The organism is Mucilaginibacter sp. CAU 1740 (assembly GCF_039839285.1).
Lineage (GTDB): Bacteria > Bacteroidota > Bacteroidia > Sphingobacteriales > Sphingobacteriaceae > Mucilaginibacter.
The window spans coordinates 426725-445344 of record NZ_JBDOQS010000002.1 but is presented as its reverse complement, the minus strand read 5'-3'; the positions used below and the strand labels follow the sequence as shown (position 1 = coordinate 445344).

The following is an 18620-nucleotide window of genomic DNA, read 5'->3' as shown; positions in this document are numbered from 1 at the left end:
TCGTTAACTTGCCTTTAAATCTTAAAATGGCTAAACAAAGCGCGGGCATTCTATTATACCGCAAAACAGGCGAAGACCTGCAAGTATTTTTAGTGCACCCGGGTGGGCCGTTCTTTAAAAACAAAGACGATGGTGCATGGTCAATCCCCAAGGGAGAATATGAAGCAGATGAAGATCCTTTAGATGCGGCCAAACGTGAGTTTGAAGAAGAAACGGGCAAAGCGATCGACGGTGATTTTATAGCCTTAAGCCCCATTAAACAAAAAGGCGGAAAAATAGTGCTGGCCTGGGCTGTAGCGGGAGATATCGACCCAAAAAACATCACGAGCAATACTTTTGAAATAGAGTGGCCACCCCGCTCCGGAAAAAAGCAAGCTTTTGCAGAAGTAGATCGTGCAGATTGGTTTGATATTGCTACTGCAAAAATCAAAATCAACGCGGCTCAAATAGCTTTGCTTGACGAACTTAACGGGTTACTGAACCTTTAATTTTGCTTGCGATTTTTAACCCAATTGCTTGATTCGATACTGCTAATGGCAGGGCTGGCAACAGTCTTCGTCCTGCTTAAAAGCCTATCCATCACCATAGCGGCAATAAAAGCCTCCTCTTCGTTATCCTGCTGTAACGCCTCTGGCGTAAAATACTTTTGTACAAAATGAGTATCAAAATTACCCGAAGCGAAAGCCTCATGCTGCATCACAAATTTACCGAAGCCGAGGGTTGTTGTAATTCCGGTGATCTTGTATTCATCAATGGCGCGCACCATCCTGTCAATAGCTTCCTGCCTGGTTTCGCCGTAGGTGATCAACTTAGCAATCATAGGGTCGTAATAGATCGGGATCTCCATGCCTTGTTCAAAGCCATCATCAACCCGCACGCCGGGGCCTTTGGGTGTGAAATAGGTTTGTAGCGTACCTATATCGGGCAGGAAATTATTGGCGGGATCCTCGGCATATACCCGCAACTCTACCGCGTGACCACGAATGGTAAGATCTTCCTGTTTAAAGCTGAGTACCTCTCCTCTTGCTATCCTGATCTGTTCTTTTACCAGATCGATACCGGTTATCAATTCAGTTACCGGGTGCTCAACCTGTAAGCGGGTGTTCATCTCCAGGAAATAAAAATTGAGCTCATCATCCATAATAAACTCAACCGTACCCGCACCGGTATAATTAACAGACCGGGCCACATCTACAGCGCACTTACCCATTTGCTCGCGGATAGCCGGGGTAATTATAGAAGATGGTGCCTCTTCTACTACCTTTTGATGGCGGCGTTGTACAGAACAATCACGCTCAAAAAGATGAACGATATTGCCATGGGTATCTCCTAAAACCTGGATCTCGATATGCTTTGGGGAGGATACATACCGCTCAATAAAAACGGAACCATCGCCAAATGCCGACGTAGCTTCGGATACGGCCAGTTGCATTTGCTCTTCAAAATCGGCGGCGTTGTTTACAATACGCATCCCTTTACCTCCGCCGCCTGCGGCGGCTTTGATCAATATGGGAAAGCCTACTTCTATGGCGCGCTTTTTTGCTTCAGGGACATCCGTAATTGCCTCTTCGGTACCGGGTACCATGGGGATATCATATTTAAGCGCCGCGGCTTTTGCTGATAGCTTATTACCCATAACCTCCATTGCTTCGGGCGATGGACCAATAAGGATCAAGCCAGCCTCCCGCACTAAACGCGCGAAGGCGGCATTTTCACTTAAAAAGCCATAACCGGGATGGATACCCTCGGCACCTGTTTGCCTGCATGCATCAATGATCTTTTTGCCAACAAGGTACGATTGATTGGAAGGAGCCGCGCCGATAAACACGGCTTCATCAGCATAACGTACGTGCAGGGCATTACGGTCCGCCTCCGAATAAACGGCTACGGTTTTAATACCCATTTCGCGCGCGGAGCGCATAATACGTAAAGCGATCTCTCCTCGGTTGGCAACCAGTATTTTCTGCATAAAACAAATGTAATTGATTTGCTTTACTAAACACAGGCTACTTAAAACAGTTGCTTTTTATTTTGACGGAACCCAACGGTAAGTTTTACGGGAGCATTTATAGCAGGTGTATTTTTTAAAAGGCATGCCAAACAGAAAAAATTTCACAAAACTGCTCCGTTGGATACGGCTTAATTCGCCTTTACAGTTACGACAGGTTAATGCATTATTTTTGGGTACGGACGGAATCGTCCTGATTTCGGCGGTCATAGGGGTACTCAATTGTTTTAAGGGGTCAAACACTCAGCAACATCTTCGCTACAGCTCCGATTTATTGCATTGTATAAAAATAGTTACAAAACATGAATTTTCAATGAATATTAGTTAAATACTTTTTTAACCTAAACTAAAATAACCACTCAATTATTTATTTATCAACAAAGTAAAAAATCAATCATATTAAATAAAAATGCCCTTCGAAACTATATCGAAGGGCATTTTTATATTGTCTGTAAAATTTACACAATTATTGACCAGGAGGAGGCGGAGTAGGCTGACCGGCAGGAGGCGGACCAGGCTGGCCACCCGGACCTTGACCCGGAGCACCAGGACCACGCCCTTCTGGCACTACAACCTCAGGGTGAGCAGTACCACGGTGGCAGGTATTACAGTTAACACCAGATTGCATGATCATGCCCAATGAATCTTTTTTAGCGTGAAAATACTTCTCGTTGATTTTGGCAGTCATTTTAAACATGTCGCGGGCCATTTCTTTTTCAGGTTTGGCATCGCTTGCCCAGTCCATCTTTTTGGTTTCTTCGTTACGGGCATGGCAAAAGTTGCAATGCACACCTAACGAGTGTTCCCACTCTTCCATTACCTTGTGCAGGTTATCGCCCGAAATGTTTTTCGGCAATACTTTAAGGTTTTTAAAACCTTCATCCTGCGGTTTGCTCGAGGTCATGGCACCAAACACCACGATGGATAACAATCCGAGGGTAACTAACAGCTTTTTGTTCACAGGCATAATTGTCATGTTTAAGTCATCTAAGTTAGAATATAGCTTTCAATGTTGCAACATTTTTAGTTAAATGATTGAACAATTCACGGTAACTTCATAATTACACTGCGAAATCGCTTTTAGATCAGGAGGCACCTACGGAGCCAAAAAATGAAGTTGGTATTCTGTCTATAAACACGATACTCCTACGGAGTGTTTGAAAATTTCATTTCCAATTCCGTAAGAGTATTATGTTTATTAGCAATAATGTTCCTTATCTACTGTTTAAAAGCATATTAAAGCCGTCATTGCGAGGTATGAAGCAATCGCACGGAGGCGTGGCCGCCCTGTATAGCATGCGGTTGCCTTGTACCTACCCATGACAAGTAAAAAAAAGCTTTGTAATCCTGAGCGATAGCGAAGGATCTTCTTCACCAAGCATAGCCGCTATACAGAGCGAAGAAGATGCTTCGTACCTCAGCATGACAAACGTGTAAATGTCATATCTCCTTAACATGCCTCCGCATTTAATTACTCGCAATGAAGTATGGAGATACAACTGCTTTTTGGTCTGGTTACTTCTGCATCACCATAACACCGTTCATCAACAATGTACTACCACCATCGGCAACAATGTTATATACTTTTTGTGTCCCCTCGGCATGCTCGGTTTTACGCAGAACTGTAAACGCTTCGTATTTGCCGGTTTGCTCGTTAAGGCAAAGTACTTCCTGCCCGATGGTAACCTCTCCTATTTTCACATTACCTTGTTTGGTTAACATGGGGTGGTTGGGCGTGGCTTTCAAAACTTTACTGTTCAGGTTCACAAATTGCCCCTCAATGGTAGTTTTTGTTTGGGCCGATACCAGCACCAATTGAGTGATAGCATAGTTTTTGGCATCGTGCGTGGTTAATTCTTTTACTTTAACTACCATGTTCTTTTTGGTAGCCGGATCAACGGAGATTACTTCATCACCGCTTTTCACGGTTTTCAGCATCTTTTTATCACCGTTGGCCATGGTAACCATTTCATCGCCAGGGAAGCAGATATCATTGCCATAAGTGGCAGCTTCTTCTTTCAGGTCTTTACCACCATTAAGCACTTTGTATTGCTGAAAGCTTAATTCTTTTGATAAAACGTATGACAGCTTCAGGATAAAGTTCTGCTCTACTTTGTTGATATTATCAATATCCTGGAAGTATTGCTCCCAAACTTTAGCATCAGCGGTAAAATCGGGAACGAGGGCTTTGTATAGTTTGCCTTTCTCGTTGGTATAAAATACCATCAGGCCAATTTCCTGCATGCCTTCTTTGGCAACAAGTTTATACAGGTCGATACGTTTTTTTAAACCGTCAGATCCGGTGATGAAATACGGCTTGCGGCTTTCGTACCTATCCAGCACATAAGCGTTCTCGAACTTGACGTAGGTATCATTATCAAGGCTGGCGATAGTAAATGTTTGCGCCTTTTTATACTCATCCATAGTAAGCGGACGAGGATTTACCGTTTGCGCCTTGGCAAAGTACAGTGTTGAACTTAGTAGTAGTGTGAGTGTTAATTTGGTCATTGTTGATTAGATTCAAGATATCAGGATTCAAGAGTCAAGAAAAGAAGCAAAGTATTAGAATCAGGAGCACGTTTCATTCTTCTTCTTGTCTCCTGATTCTTGATTTCTTGCTTCTAAAAACTCAAGATAACTGTTTAAACGCCTCGGCAAAGGCTTCCATTTCGTCCATGCGGCCGATGCTTACGCGGCACCAGTCTTTGCCGTTAAATTGCCAGTTGCGTACGCCTACGCCGCGCTTCATCATTTCGCTTACAAACTTTTTACCGTCCATTTTCAAGGGGAACATTACAAAGTTTGCCGATGATGGAATGTATTCGTATCCTTCTTTTTTTAGTACCGAATACAGGTATTCTTTAGAGGCGTTTGTTTTTTGCAGGGCATCTTTCAAAAACTCTTCTTCGCGGTAGCCGGCGATTGCAGCGGCAATGGTGGTAGCTGAGAGCGAGAAGCCTGTGGTATATAACGATAACGTTTTAATAGTATCGGGCTGAGCTATTACATAACCGCAACGCAAACCGGCAAGACCATATATCTTAGAGAACGTGCGTGCCACAATAACATTTTGACCGGCTTTAACCGCGCTGATCATGGTAGCGGCTTGAGCATCGGGCAGATAATCGATATAGGCCTCATCAACAAATACGGTTACTTTTTTGGATACGCGCTCACAAAAAGCTTTGAGTTTGGCGGTATCTAAAACGGTTGCAGTTGGGTTGTTAGGGTTGCAGATATAAACCAGGCCTGTATTGCTGTCGATCTTTGCTTCCATGGCATCCAGATCAAGCTTGTAATCGGCCGTTAACGGCACTTTTATCCATTTACCATCCAAATGTTCGGCGTGCGAAGGCAGATCATCGTACGATGGATCGCCGGTGATGATGCTTTTGCCTCCCTTGCTGTAATGGATAGCCGCGGCAAGCAACAATGGCGACGAACCCGATTCCATCAGGATGTTGTTATAGTTGATGCCTTCGTACTGGGCTATTTTATTATAGAGGGTTCCCATCGTCATGAATGGATACTGATAGCTTTTATCGATAGCATCCTGGATAGCTTTTTTTGCCGCGGCTGATGGGCCGAAAGGGTTTTCGTTAGCCAGTAGCCTTGCTTTCATTTCAAAACCAGCTGTGGTTATCGCTTCCTTATCGGTAATGGCGCGGCTTGAGGGTTTAAATACACGTGCGGGCATGGCTGCCAGCTTGCCAATGGTTCCTGAAAAAAAGGCCAGTCCCCCGGCCATAAATGCGCTGGACTTGAGCCAGTTTCTGCGGTTAATTGTGCTCGACATGGTGGTGGTATTTAATGCTTTTTATACGTTAATATTATTTTTGAATAGGATATTGTGTACGCTGATCAGTAACCCTTGCGTGGATAGCAGCAACCGTACTCCGCGCCGATTCGAAGGCACCAGCCATCCAGGCGTTTAAATACGTTAGATGCTCGCCGGCAAAATATACCTGCTTATCGGGCTTTGTTAGTACCGGGTATTGCGTGTTACGGGTTTGGGAAGTGTAAACCGCCCATCCGCCTAAATTATATTTAGTTTTATGCCAGCTTACCGAAAACGAGTTTTCAAACTCCTTGTCATACTGCGGGTGGATCAACCGCCCCTTTTCAAGCGCGAATTTCTCCCTTTCGGCATAGCCTAAAGCACCAATTTTCTGCGCTTTTTCGTTGAAGTTATAATATCCAATCAAGATACCTTTTTTTCCTAAATAATCATAACTCGGGTAAAAAATCTGCGTTAAATCGTTGTTGGTGTGCGTGATACCTCCGTAAATATGCTCATCCTCTTCCCAAAACCGGCGCTTAAACTGTAGGCCTATTTTACCGGTTTGGTTATAGCTGATATAATCTATTGCCCGGCTAACATCGCCACTGAAATTATTGTTGATGTTACTTAACACGGGCAGCGGGATAGTGCAAACACACAAGTCGCCGTTCAGCACGTGCTCCCCCGTGGCATCTTTATAGGTTATCTTTACACCATCAGTTACATTATTAATAGCTGTAACCTCCGCTCCCATTTTAATAGATGGCGCTACCTTTTTCTCCAATGCTTTAGCTATCATGTCCATACCGCCTACAGCCTGGAACATCGTCATCTGTAGCTCGTAGGTATATTCGGCTACATTGTAAAAATCGGGGTCCATCAAACCGGAGTGTAGCAGATCAGCCAGTTTATGCGGATCGGCAATTTTACCGGGCCTATCCCCTGCCCCCGGCGATTCGGTGTAGCCACGGCGTGCTGATGCTTTGTATAGTTTATCTACATCCAAACCGCCCTCGGCCTGCAGGTATTCGATGATCTTTTCGCCGTCCTCTTTAGTAAAGCTGCTATCGAGGCTTCCATGATCAATGCTTTTGGCCAGCATTTCGGTCATGTAACCGCGGATATCGTTATGCACCTCACGTACTTTTATTTTTTTGTTTGATAGAGGGCCTTTTCCCTCGGCAAAGTAGTAAGCACCTTCGTTTACGTTATTGTAAACCTGGATAGGCACGCCTAACTCTTTGCAATAATGCAAGGTAAGTTCATGGTTATGCGGAATCCGTGATGGGCCTGCATTGAAGTATTGCCCTGCATCAAAACGTGCGGTGGCTGTAGGCTTATCAATTTCAGTATTGGTGCTTCCGCCACGGATACTGAAACAGCGGCCACCTGTACGCTGACGGGCTTCGAGAACGGTACATTGATAACCCAGCTTACTCAGTTCATAAGCGCAGGTCATGCCGGCAAGTCCGGCACCTAAAATAATAATGTGTTTTCCTTTGCCGCTGCCTTCCAAATTAAAAGCATGCGCCGGCGCGGATTTTAGTAAACCAAGAGCAAGCATAGCGGGATACGCTCCGCCAGCCAGCATGGTACTTTTAGATAAAAAGTCCCGGCGGGTAATAGTTTTCAATAAGCGCGTTTTTTATGTTTTACAATCAACTTTGGCTTAAATATAGCTTTTTGTTTGCTGGAATGTTAAGCGTAAATCAACTTTTGTTGTGATTTTGATAAAATTAGCGGGGATTTTTAAGCACGCGATGTGTTTAAGTTAAAATATTGTTATTGATGATTAGCATATGGTTTATTTAAGCACGCAAAGTCGCGAAGACGCTAAGTTTTTTCTTTGCAGATTGGCGCATTTGCATGATTTTTTGTCTGAACCGGGATTTGGGTGGATTTTTAGGAGAACAGGATTACTAAATGATACTTCTAAACCGGAATTTCGTTGAATTCTGGAATGACCAGAATGAAAAGCAAATTCAATAAATTCCAATAATTCGCCCAAATTCGAGTTTGACAAAATCCATTAATCCTAAAAATCCACCCAAATCCCGGTTCAGACAACCTAACCTCTAATCTCCAACCTCTAACCACCGACTGTTAATTTTTGTTAAAATCTGAAAATAAATTTGCACAACTACGAATAGTTCGTAGATTTACGAAACAATCGTAAATAGAATGGAAAAATTATCTCAACAGGAAGAAGAAGCGATGCAGGCGGTATGGCAATCGGGTCCGGGTTTTATCAAGGATTTTTTGGACGCGATAGTTGAGCCCAAGCCACCTTACACCACCTTGGCATCAACCATTAAAAACCTGGAGCGTAAAGGATTTTTGAAAAGTGAGAAAATGGGCAACTCGTTCCGCTACCTGCCACAGATACAGGAAGAAGAATACAAAAAACGCTTTATGAGCGGCTTTGTGAGCGACTATTTTGAAAACTCGTACAAAAACCTGGTAACCTTTTTCGCCAACGAAAAAAAGATCAGCGCCAGCGATTTGAAAGAGATCATTAAACTGATTGAAAAACAATAAAACCTACAACCATGCCAGCAACTTTTGTTTTGTTACTTAAAATAAATGCAGCATTGCTGTTGTTTTGCGCCGGTTACTATCTTGTTTTGCGCAAGCTTACCTTTTACACTTTAAACCGTGCTTACCTGGTTACAGCAATTCTGTTCGCCAGTATTTACCCATGGATTGATTTTTCGGCTTTTGTGCAACGGCACGAAGAACTGGCCCGGCCCATCGAACAAATAGCCATTAATTGGCAGGCACCTGCGAAACTTATTCAACAGCCGGAGCAGGCCATTGATTATTGGTATTGGCTTAGTGTTGTATTTTGGATTGGTGCGGGCGTACTGCTCATCAGGCTGGCTATGCAGCTGGTTTCTTTATTACGATTGTATAAAACTTCCAAACCAAGGTACATTAACGGCTACAGTGTGCGCATTATGGATAAGGATGCAGCACCGTTCTCATTCTGGCAAAGCATCTATATCAACCCACAAAAACACCAACCTGCCGAACTGGAAGCCATTTTACAGCACGAACAGATCCATGTAAACCAATGGCATACCGCAGATATTTTGCTGGCCGAACTAAGCAGTATTTTTTACTGGTTCAACCCCGGCATCTGGCTCATTAAAAAGGCGGTGCGCGAAAACATTGAATTTATAACCGATCAAAAGATCCTTAAAAACGGTATCGACAGTAAAACTTACCAGTACAGTTTGGTAAACGTGAGCTTTAACAACGCTCAACCCGGAATAGTAAACCATTTTAATATTTCAACTATAAAAAAACGGATAATCATGATGAACGCGAAAAGATCGTCGAAACTTAACCTCACCCGCTACGCATTTGTTGTACCGGCTGTGATGGCACTTTTACTGGTATTCAGCATTTCGAAAGCTGATTTTGCCAAACCTGTCAGAATTACCCTTGCGGCCGCGGTGCAGCCCCTGGCCAGGATCATTATCAACCCAAATGAGGTTGCTGACCCTGTAGCTAAAGCGGCAAAAACTCCCAAAGTGGCAAAAAAAGTAAAAACTCTTAAACCTTTAACACCTCTTACGCCGGTGGTTGCACCACAAGCCGCGCTTAGTCCGCTTGCTGCTATCGCTATTACTCCCAAACCTGCAAAAAACGATACCAATAAAAGGTTAAAGCTAATTGTAAGGGATTTTAAAAGAGATTCGCTTGTGTTTGTAGTCAACGGCAAAGTATCAACCGGTAAAAACCTCGATCCTACCAATATCGAAAACATGTATATGCTTACCGGTAGCCAAGCGCGCAAATTTGCTAAAGTTGATGATGATAAGCCTGTAAAAGTGGCCTATGTAATTACTAAAGATGCCACCAACAAAGAAGAGCTTGAAAAAGCAGTTGCGAAAGATATATTGATCAGGAAAGTAGTTAACGCTAATGTAAATGTAGATCCGATGGTGATTCGTGAAGACGACGACAACGACGTGGCCGTTATCGCTCCGGACAACAATTTTCATGTAAAACCAGCAAAAGTTTTTGTTGTAAAAACGGCCACCAGCACATCAAGCAGTACCGGCGGTAGCAGTAACACAATAACAGTTAGAGCTACAAAAGGCAAACCAGCTACATCTGCCCAGGCATGGACCCTTATTAGCGATGATAGTGCCGTATCAACAAACGGAGATGTTATAGTGACTGGTCGCGGAAAGAAATCAGATACAAAGGTGATCAAAGTTAACGGCCTTAGTATCTCTACCGATAACGGCAACGAGCCATTGTTTGTAGTTGATGGTAAAACCACCACAGTTGAGGCCCTGAAAAAACTTGACACCAATAAAATAGAAAGCGTTTCGATATTAAAAGGCGACGATGCTATAAAAAAATACGGAGATAAAGCCAAAGACGGCGTTGTAGTTATAGGCACACGCAAAAAGTAATTGGGTGATTACGTATGGGTTTTTCAGAGATCGGTTTTAGTTAAAAGAGTTCTTTATACTGTCTTGCTAATCAACCCGTAAAACATACTCAACCAGCTAACTGGCTTCGGCCAGTTTTTCCGTTTCCAGCAGGTTGATCAATGCTTTCTCGGCAACATTTAATTCGGCGGCCTTTACATCTTCGCGTTCATCAAGGCCGCTGATATATTTAAAAATGGTGCCCTCCTCATAACTTTTTATAACCGATGGGTGCACGTAGTACTTTTTGCAAACAGTACGCGTGTTCCCAAGGTTTATAGCTACTTCGTCAAGCACACTTACTATTTTCTTTTTGCACTCGGTGATGCTGTTAAACTCCCCTGCCTCTTTAAAAGCGTACAGGGCACTTACACTACCTGCCCAGGTGCGAAAGTCTTTAGCGGTAAAATCCTCGCCGGTAATTTCATGCAGATAGGTATTGATATCGCCCGAGCCTACGCTGCACCTTGAGCCATCGGCATTGTAATATTGAAAAAGTTCTTTTCCGGGGATATCCCTGCATTGTTTCACCAGTCTGGCCAGTTTACGGCTTTGCAGCGCCACTTTATGGAATACGCCTTTCTTCCCTTTAAACTCGAACTTAAGATTCGAGCCCTCTACCTTAACATGCCTGTTTTGCAGCGTTGTTAAACCGAATGAGCCATACAATTTTTTGTACGATTCGTTCCCTACCCTGATGCTGGTTAACTCCATCAACCTAACCACTAATGCTACTACCTTTTCGTGATCGAGATTATGCCTCAACAGATCTTTATCTACCTGCTCCCTGATAGCGGGCAAGTGAGCCGCAAAGGTTTGCATCCTGTGATATTTGGATTGATTTCGGATCTGGTTCCAATGGCTGTGATAACGATATTGTTTCCGGCCTGCGGCATCTGTACCTGTAAATTGCAGGTGGCCGTTTTCGTAGGGCGAGATCCACACGTTAGTATAAGCCGGCGGGATCACCAGTTTATTGAACCTTGTGATCAACCCCTTATCTTTTACCAACGCACCATCAGCATCATAATAACTCCAGCCTTTGCCCGATTTTTTGCGGGTATAACCCGGTGATGAATCAGATACATAGCGCAGGCCAACCGCCTTTGCGGTGATCTTGGGATCGCGGCCAATTTTTTCGAGCTTTTTGAGGAGACGGTTCATGTAAAGATAACATGCCGAGGGGAGATTAAGTTTTAATTAGAGATTTATCATATTTGGATATTTAAAAAATATAATCTACCGCGGGTTTAGTGATAGTGTAACCCGTGGGAATAACAGGTTAAGTCTCTGACTTAACCGCAATAAACCAGCATGCCATCTGCAAGGAATTCAGCAATAGCTTATCCAATATCATGATGTTGCTTTTTGTGACTTAAGTCGGAGACTTAAGTAGTTTTCCCCCACGGGTTACGCTATCGCTAAACCCGCGGTAGATTATATAAACGAGAAAAGGATGCACGGCGCGCATCCTTTTCTCGTTTATTAAAATCATGTCATTGCGAGGTACGAAGCAATCGCATACTATACAGGGTGGTTATAAAGGGTGACCAAACAAAGCGGCTCGGCTTCCGTGCGGTTGCCACGCTGCGCTCGCAATGACATGGGCGGAGGAGTTTTACTTCAACACCGAAACAGCCTTATTAGCCTCGCCAACACCCCAAACAGTACCCGGCTTATCGCCCATAGTGATCACCAACTCACCACCGGCCATCACATCTGTATGTTTAATATAAGTTTTGGTATAGTTAGCGCCATTAAGCGTCATGGCCTGGATGTATTTATTTTTAGGCCCGTTGTTTTTAACCAATACATGGAATTTCTTATTTCCCTGCAATTGCAAAGTAGCCTCATTAACCACCGGGCTACCGAATACATAAAGCCCATTAGCCGGGTTAACCGGATAAAAACCAACTGCAGATAACACATACCACGCCGACATCTGGCCAACATCCTCATTACCGATAATTCCATCCGGTTTATCCGTGTAAAAATCATCCAGGATAAACCTCACCTTTTCGGCAGTTTTCCATGGCTTGCCAGAGTATGCATAATAATAACTCATCGGGTGGCTCGGCTCATTACCGTGCGCATACTGACCAATTAAACCAGATACATCCGGCGATTTGAATTTCCCCATATCGCCTTCGGCAATAAACAACGAATCGAGTTTAGTATTGAATTTATCAACGCCGCCCAGCATATCGATCAAACCTTCCACATCCTGCGGAACAAGGAAGGTATATTGCCAACCGTTGCCCTCGGTAAAGTCGCCGGTTTCGTGGATGGAAATGAATGGACTGTAAGGTGTACGCCATGCATCCTGCGATAAACGGCCACGCATGAAGCCCGATTTCGCATCGTAATAGTTTTTATAGTAGGCACCACGTTTGCTGAAATAAGCGTAATCTTCAGTTTTGCCCAATTTTTTAGCTACCTGTGCAAGGCTCCAATCGTCAATAGCATATTCCAGGCCCATTGATACCGATTCGCGGCTGCTATCGGCAGGGATGTAGCCGTATTTTTTCACGTATTTAATGCCGCGGTCATCGCCCATGGCGGTTGTTTTCATGGCCTCGTAAGCCAGGTTAGCGTCAAAACCTTTGTAGCCTTTCAGCAAAGCATCGGCAACAACCGGTACAGCGCTGTAGCCCACCATACAATTGGTTTCATTAGCCATTAAATGCCAAACCGGTAGGCTGCCCTGTTGCTGGTAAATGGCAAGCATGGAGTTGATCATATCGTTCACATGCTCCGGGTGGATAATGGTTGAGAGCGGGTTATTTGAACGGTAAGTATCCCATAACGAAAAAGTAGTTACGTTATTAAAACCTTCATTTTTGTGTACCTTTTTATCTGTTCCCCAGTATTCGCCATTCACATCGTTAAAAATAGATGGCGCTATCATGGTGTGATAAAAGGCGGTATAAAACTTCTTCATTTGCGATAACGAATCGACCTTGATGGTGATCTTGCTTAACTGTTTGTTCCATGAAGCATCAGCATCAGCTACTACCTTATTGAAATCCCAACCGGGTACTTCGGTTTTGATATTCAGCATGGCATTCTCAGCACTTACCGGCGAGATACCTACTTTGGCATAAACAACCTCGCCTTTGGTGGTTGCAAAACTGATAACACCTTTAACTTTTTTACCTTTAAGCTCGGTACCTTTTACATTTGCTATACTATCATAAACCGCGAAGGTTTTGATAGGCTTAGAGAATACCGCGGTAAAATAAATGCGCTGATCATTTGCCCAGCCTTTAGAGAAGCGGTAACCGCAGATGGTATTTTTATCAACCTGTTTAATATATGCTTCCATCGGCCTGTCCCAGCCTATCCCCTCTTGCAGATCGATCAGGATGTGAGAGTTATTTGATGCCGGGAAAGTGTATTTATGCATACCTACGCGGGTACTTGCGGTAAGCTCAACGCCGATATCGTACTTTTTAAGTTTTACTTTGTAATAGCCGGGTTTTACAACCTCATCTTTATGGCTAAACAGCGATACATAACCGCTTTTCAGATCTTTATTACTGCCTTTGTACACGTTGATAGCGCCAGTGGTAGGCATAAAGGAAATATCGCCCAGATCGCCGATACCTGTACCGCTTAAGTGGGTATGTTGAAAGCCAATGATGGTAGAATCGGAAATATGGTAGCCCGAGCACCAGTCCCAGCCTTCAGAAATATTGGTTGGGCCTAATTGCACTGCGCCAAAAGGAACGCTTGCGCCAACAAAAACGTGACCATGGAAACCGGTACCGATATAAGGATCGACATATTGGGTTAAACCGGCTTTTTGCATAGGCTGCGACCTGTGCCTTTGTGCCTGCGAGCTTAAATTAACAAGGGCCAGGAAACCGGCCAAAACAAGTTGTTTTTTCATTCTTTATTTTAGATGATGATCGGGGTTTATAATGTTGCCAAAGTAAACCCCGATACTTAATAGATTATTAATATACGCTTAATTCGGCCACGGTAATTCCGTTCCCGGCTATAACGTGCTGCGCCTCAAACTTAAAATATCTGGCGCTTACTTCCTGTTTCAATACTACGGGCTGCTCAATAGGGTTGGATTTAATGTTTGAGAACTCGCCCGAAGCTACCTTTTCCCAGGTTTTGCCATCATTGCTGATGTAAAACGTATAGCTATCAACTATGCCATCCGCCTGTTTATCCTGCCTTGGCAAGTAGCCGAACGCTTTTATTTTTTGCTCCTTGCCCATATCAACGCTTATTTGCTGCGGGAATTGCGCATCATCTTTTTTCAGCGTGTTGTAAAGGCTGCGGGTATTTTCATCGAAAGCGTTTTCAGCCTTGCCCCAGTCTTCACCTGCAGCGGTAGCATCCAATACTTTCCAATCGGCTTTGGCATAACCAAAGGAAGCATAAGAGCTTTCGCTTTGCTGCCCTTTGCCTTCAAAGCTACGGGCTTTTACTATGCCGCCATCACTCAGTGTAAACGGTTTGCTGTAAACAGGCGAAGTTGCGGTAGGCTCGTGTCCATCCAATGTATAGCGGATAGCGCTTACCGGAGCTTCGGTGCTGATAGATATTTCGCCCTTTTTATTGCGGGAAATTTTTGGCGCTGTAAGGTGTACCGGCTCTTTGTAAATTCCGAAATCACTCAAAGCAATCCCCACCGGCGATTTAGTGATCCTTAACTTCAGTTTACTCGCGGTAATATTTTGCGATAAACGGATCAGCCTGTTACCGCCAATGCTGGTAGCAGCACCTATCTGCTCCCATTTGCCACCTACATAGGCATCTACCTGAACAGCTTCAATACGCTGGCCTAATTTGATGTTTTCCCTTAAACGGATAACATTGAATGTTTTGGGCGCATGTAGATCAATAGTTAACTCTGGCGTAGTTACCTTATCATCGGTAGCCCAATAGCTGTACCGGTTATCATCCACCAAAAACTGCGGGCCAAACTTAGCCTTGTTTCCTCCACGCACATTACTTGCTGTTAACGTAGCGCCCTTAGCCAAATTAACCGCGAATGTTTGCTTAAGCAGGTTACCAAATTCGGTTAACGATTTAACGTCTATCTCATTAACAATACCAAGAGGATCGGGCGATAAACCCAGATCAAGCGCGGCACCGCGGCCTACGCTTTTGTAATACAGATCGAGCAGTGTGTAAGGCGATTTTACGCCTTCATCCTGCGCCTTGTGGTAAAACCATCCCGGGCGAAGCGATACATCACACTCGGCAGGCATCCAGTATTTGCCGTTGCGGGTACCCTCGGTACCTTCGTAATCTTTCACGTAACCATTGGCGGGAATCTTACCTTCATCAGGGGCATGAGGGGTGTAGGTTGCCCAGCAGGTTTCGCCGGCATGGCCTTCTTCGTTGCCTACCCAGCGTACATCCGGACCAACATCACCAAATAATACCGCGTTAGGTTGCAGTTTACGGGTAATGGCCCATGTAGTATCCCAACCGTAATAGGTTGAGCGGTCAATTTTACGCACTTCGCGTTTGCCGCCGTAATAGCCATCGCCACCATTAGCACCATCGTGCCATGAAATAAACAGCGGACCGTAATTGGTGTACAATTCTTTCAACTGCTCACGGTAGATATTCACGTATTCTGGCGTGCCATAGTAAGGGTTGTTCCTATCCCATGGCGAGCAATATACGCCCAGTTTCATACCCAGTTTATCGCAGGCTTCGCGATACTCTTTTAAGATATCGCCTTTGCCATTTTTGTAAGGGCTTTTGCTGATATTATGTTCGGTGGTTTTGGTTGGCCAAAGGCAAAAACCATCATGGTGTTTGGCTACCACAACCACGCCTTTAAAACCGCCCGCCTTAGCAGCCGCAACTATTTGCAATGCGCTAAATTGCGATGGATTAAAGATATGGGGATCTTCATCGCCGAAACCCCACTCCTTGTCGGTATAGGTATCCACTCCATAGTGAATAATGCAATACATCCCCGTTTCCTGCCAGTTAAGCTGTCCCTGCGTGGGCAGTGCACCATAAGGTTTTGGAGCGGTTTGGCTGAAGCCGTTTAAGCCAGCTGTAAGTAACAACAAGGCAATGCCTGTAAACTTTTTCATATGTAGATATTAGTTTTTAAACCATGACGATGGCACATCCTGCGGCACCGAGCCATTTACACTATATTTTAGCAACAGCTTAAAGCCGCCGCCGCCTTCAATAAAATCAAGTTTAAACGGATGCGCACCCATTTTTAAAGCAACCTGTCCGCTACGTTCCTGTGCCGAGTGGTTCCCGTCGTTATCAACAACCGTTTTATTACCAATGTACAATACACCGCCGTCATCGCAGGTTAGGTAAAAGCTATAAATGCCGTCGGTTGGTACATCAATATAACCTTTGTAGGTGATACCGAACGATGGAGCTTTAACCGTGGCAGGTACTTCAATTTTATCAGTACTGAAAGTACTATCCACTTTGGCATTTTGCATTAAAGCAGTTTTTTTGAAGAATGCTTTATAATAAGTAGCTGTTAATCCCGGTTTTGGCGGGGCAATTTTTATCGGACCGAGCAGTTGTTGCTGGGTATAGTTCAGGTTGTAAACATCGCCGCGGGTACCTGATGGTGTAAATGCCGCAACCCTCAACAGTTCAGATTTTTTGATAACTAATGGAGATGGCAATACTGCCGACTTAGTAGTTGGCAAAGAACCATCTGTTGTGTAACGGATGGTTAAGGATGGTAATGGCGAAGCGATGCTCAGCTTGCCTTCATCAGTAAACACATATTCGTTAAGCAGGTTAGGCAAATCGGGCAAACGGTAGTTGATCTTCATAACATCCATCCGTTTGAACTGCTGGGTTAAACGCTGCAGGTACGAATCGTATTCACCCTCTTTATGTGTCCAAAGCATTTCGGCAAGGGCGGTCATCCTTGGCATCACCATGTAATCAGCACGTTTTTCGGAAGGGATCATTTCCGACCATAAGTTAGCCTGCGCCCCGATGATGGATTTGGCTTCTTCAGCATTCAGCACTTTAGGTACCGGGTTAAAATGATATACGCGGTTGATTGAATACTGATCGGGTTGGTTATCAAAATAAAGCGGCTCGCCGGGTGTCATGATCACGGTGTTACCGTTTTTAACCGCTTTAACCGGGGCATCTGGTACCCAGGTGCGCCAGTACATAATAATAGCCGTAGGGCTAATGCCGCCCTCAATCACTTCATCCCAACCAATCAGCTTGCGACCTTTAGAATTGAAGAACTTCTCCATCCGGTTAATGAAATAGCTATGCAACCCTGCCAGATCCTTAATACCTTCTTTAGCCATCAACGCTTTGCAGGCATCAGATTTACCCCAGTTGGTACGGTCAACCTCGTCGCCGCCGATGTGGATATATTTTGACGGGAAGATCTGCATGATCTCTGTAAACACATTCTCGGCAAACTCAAAAGTACTTTCGTTGCAAGGGCAGATAGGCTTGGTAAACAACTCGCCCCATTTATTTTCGCCATCGCAGGTTAAAAACGGATACGAATTGATAGCAGCCATCATGTGCCCTGGCATATCAATTTCAGGCACGATATCGATATGACGGGCGGCAGCATAAGCTACCACACCTTTCATCTCGGCCTGAGTATAGAAACCACCGTACATGGCTTTACCATTTTTTTGTACGATGTGTGTTTTATCGATCACAAAATCCGGATTATCCTTAGCCTTTTTCATACAAGCCGAATCCTGATTATTGAACGTGCGCCATGCGCCGGCTTCAGTAAGCAGTGGATATTTTTTGATCTCGATGCGCCAACCCTGATCATCCGTTAAATGCAGGTGCAGCTTGTTCATTTTGTACAAAGCCATCCTGTCGATATATTTTTTCAGGTAACTAACAGAGAAAAAATGTCTTGATACATCCAGGTGCATACCACGCCATCCATAAACCGGGGCATCTTCGATAGCAACTACAGGCAATGTTAATTGCTTTTGCACCACACCAGCCTCAATGCCAACAGGCAATAACTGGCGGATAGTTTCAACAGCATGAAACACGCCAGCCGGATCTTTTGCCCGGATCACTACCTGATCTTTAGTAACGCTCATGTTATAAGCTTCAGGTTCGGTTATGCTTGCGTCGTAAACAAGGTTAATAGCATGCGCCTTTTTCACTTTACTTACTTCAATAGGTTTACCCAAACCCGTACGCAATAGTTCCTTTAAAACATAAGCCTCGGTATTAAAGGCATTGGAGGTTACGATGCCGGTTTTGCCGGTGATTATAAATGAACCCTCTCCTGCTGTTAAGTGCGCAGGATAAGGGATCAAAGGAAATTTTGCAGTTGTTTCTTGCGCATTAACCCCACCTAAACAAGTTAGCGTTAATATTGCTGCCGACAGATATTTCGAGATTACTTTCATAC

At 44.2% G+C, this 18620-nt stretch carries 12 protein-coding genes; 3 read left to right on the top strand and 9 right to left on the bottom strand.

Going from position 1 to position 18620, the window contains the following annotated elements:
- Window positions 1-26: 26 nt before the first annotated feature.
- Complete coding sequence (locus AAFN85_RS06120; protein ID WP_347526146.1) at window positions 27-488, top strand: NUDIX domain-containing protein; 462 nt, start codon at window positions 27-29, stop codon at window positions 486-488.
- Here the strand turns inward: AAFN85_RS06120 and accC are convergent.
- The 5 genes from accC to AAFN85_RS06095 form a co-directional block, all read right to left on the bottom strand.
- Complete coding sequence (gene accC / locus AAFN85_RS06115) at window positions 485-1969, bottom strand: acetyl-CoA carboxylase biotin carboxylase subunit (RefSeq protein WP_347526144.1); 1485 nt, start codon at window positions 1967-1969, stop codon at window positions 485-487. The two genes, AAFN85_RS06120 and accC, sit on opposite strands and share 4 nt — an antisense overlap.
- A 505-nt stretch (window positions 1970-2474) precedes the next feature.
- Window positions 2475-2975, bottom strand: a complete 501-nt coding sequence (locus AAFN85_RS06110) for a c-type cytochrome (protein ID WP_347526143.1) — start codon at window positions 2973-2975, stop codon at window positions 2475-2477.
- A gap of 548 nt (window positions 2976-3523) precedes the next feature.
- On the bottom strand, window positions 3524-4516 hold the full coding sequence (locus tag AAFN85_RS06105) for a Hint domain-containing protein (protein ID WP_347526142.1): 993 nt from the start codon (window positions 4514-4516) through the stop codon (window positions 3524-3526).
- Between the two features lie 121 nt (window positions 4517-4637).
- Window positions 4638-5804, bottom strand: a complete 1167-nt coding sequence (locus AAFN85_RS06100; RefSeq protein ID WP_347526140.1) for a histidinol-phosphate transaminase — start codon at window positions 5802-5804, stop codon at window positions 4638-4640.
- 34 nt (window positions 5805-5838) lie between these two features.
- Window positions 5839-7422 carry a flavin monoamine oxidase family protein gene (locus AAFN85_RS06095; RefSeq protein WP_347526139.1) on the bottom strand — a complete coding sequence of 528 codons (1584 nt, stop codon included), beginning with the start codon at window positions 7420-7422 and terminating at the stop codon, window positions 5839-5841.
- A gap of 548 nt (window positions 7423-7970) precedes the next feature.
- Here AAFN85_RS06095 and AAFN85_RS06090 point away from each other — a divergent pair.
- Window positions 7971-8327, top strand: a complete 357-nt coding sequence (locus AAFN85_RS06090) for a BlaI/MecI/CopY family transcriptional regulator (RefSeq protein WP_347526137.1) — start codon at window positions 7971-7973, stop codon at window positions 8325-8327.
- Window positions 8328-8338: 11 nt separating this feature from the next.
- Entirely contained in the window at window positions 8339-10219 is a 1881-nt protein-coding gene (locus tag AAFN85_RS06085; protein WP_347526136.1) for a M56 family metallopeptidase, read from the top strand.
- 96 nt (window positions 10220-10315) lie between these two features.
- Here the strand turns inward: AAFN85_RS06085 and AAFN85_RS06080 are convergent, their stop codons facing one another.
- The 4 genes from AAFN85_RS06080 to AAFN85_RS06065 all read right to left on the bottom strand — a co-directional run bounded on the left by AAFN85_RS06080 (window position 10316) and on the right by AAFN85_RS06065 (window position 18618).
- The gene (locus AAFN85_RS06080; RefSeq protein WP_347526135.1) at window positions 10316-11401 is read right to left on the bottom strand and encodes a DNA topoisomerase IB; all 1086 of its coding nucleotides are present in this window, start codon (window positions 11399-11401) and stop codon (window positions 10316-10318) included.
- A gap of 454 nt (window positions 11402-11855) precedes the next feature.
- Window positions 11856-14129, bottom strand: a complete 2274-nt coding sequence (locus tag AAFN85_RS06075) for a GH92 family glycosyl hydrolase (RefSeq protein WP_347526134.1) — start codon at window positions 14127-14129, stop codon at window positions 11856-11858.
- A 67-nt stretch (window positions 14130-14196) separates the two neighbouring features.
- Window positions 14197-16314, bottom strand: a complete 2118-nt coding sequence (locus tag AAFN85_RS06070) for an alpha-L-fucosidase (RefSeq protein WP_347526133.1) — start codon at window positions 16312-16314, stop codon at window positions 14197-14199.
- Between the two features lie 9 nt (window positions 16315-16323).
- A complete protein-coding gene (locus tag AAFN85_RS06065; RefSeq protein ID WP_347526132.1) occupies window positions 16324-18618 on the bottom strand; it encodes a family 20 glycosylhydrolase in 2295 nt (764 codons plus the stop codon).
- Window positions 18619-18620 lie beyond the last annotated feature (2 nt).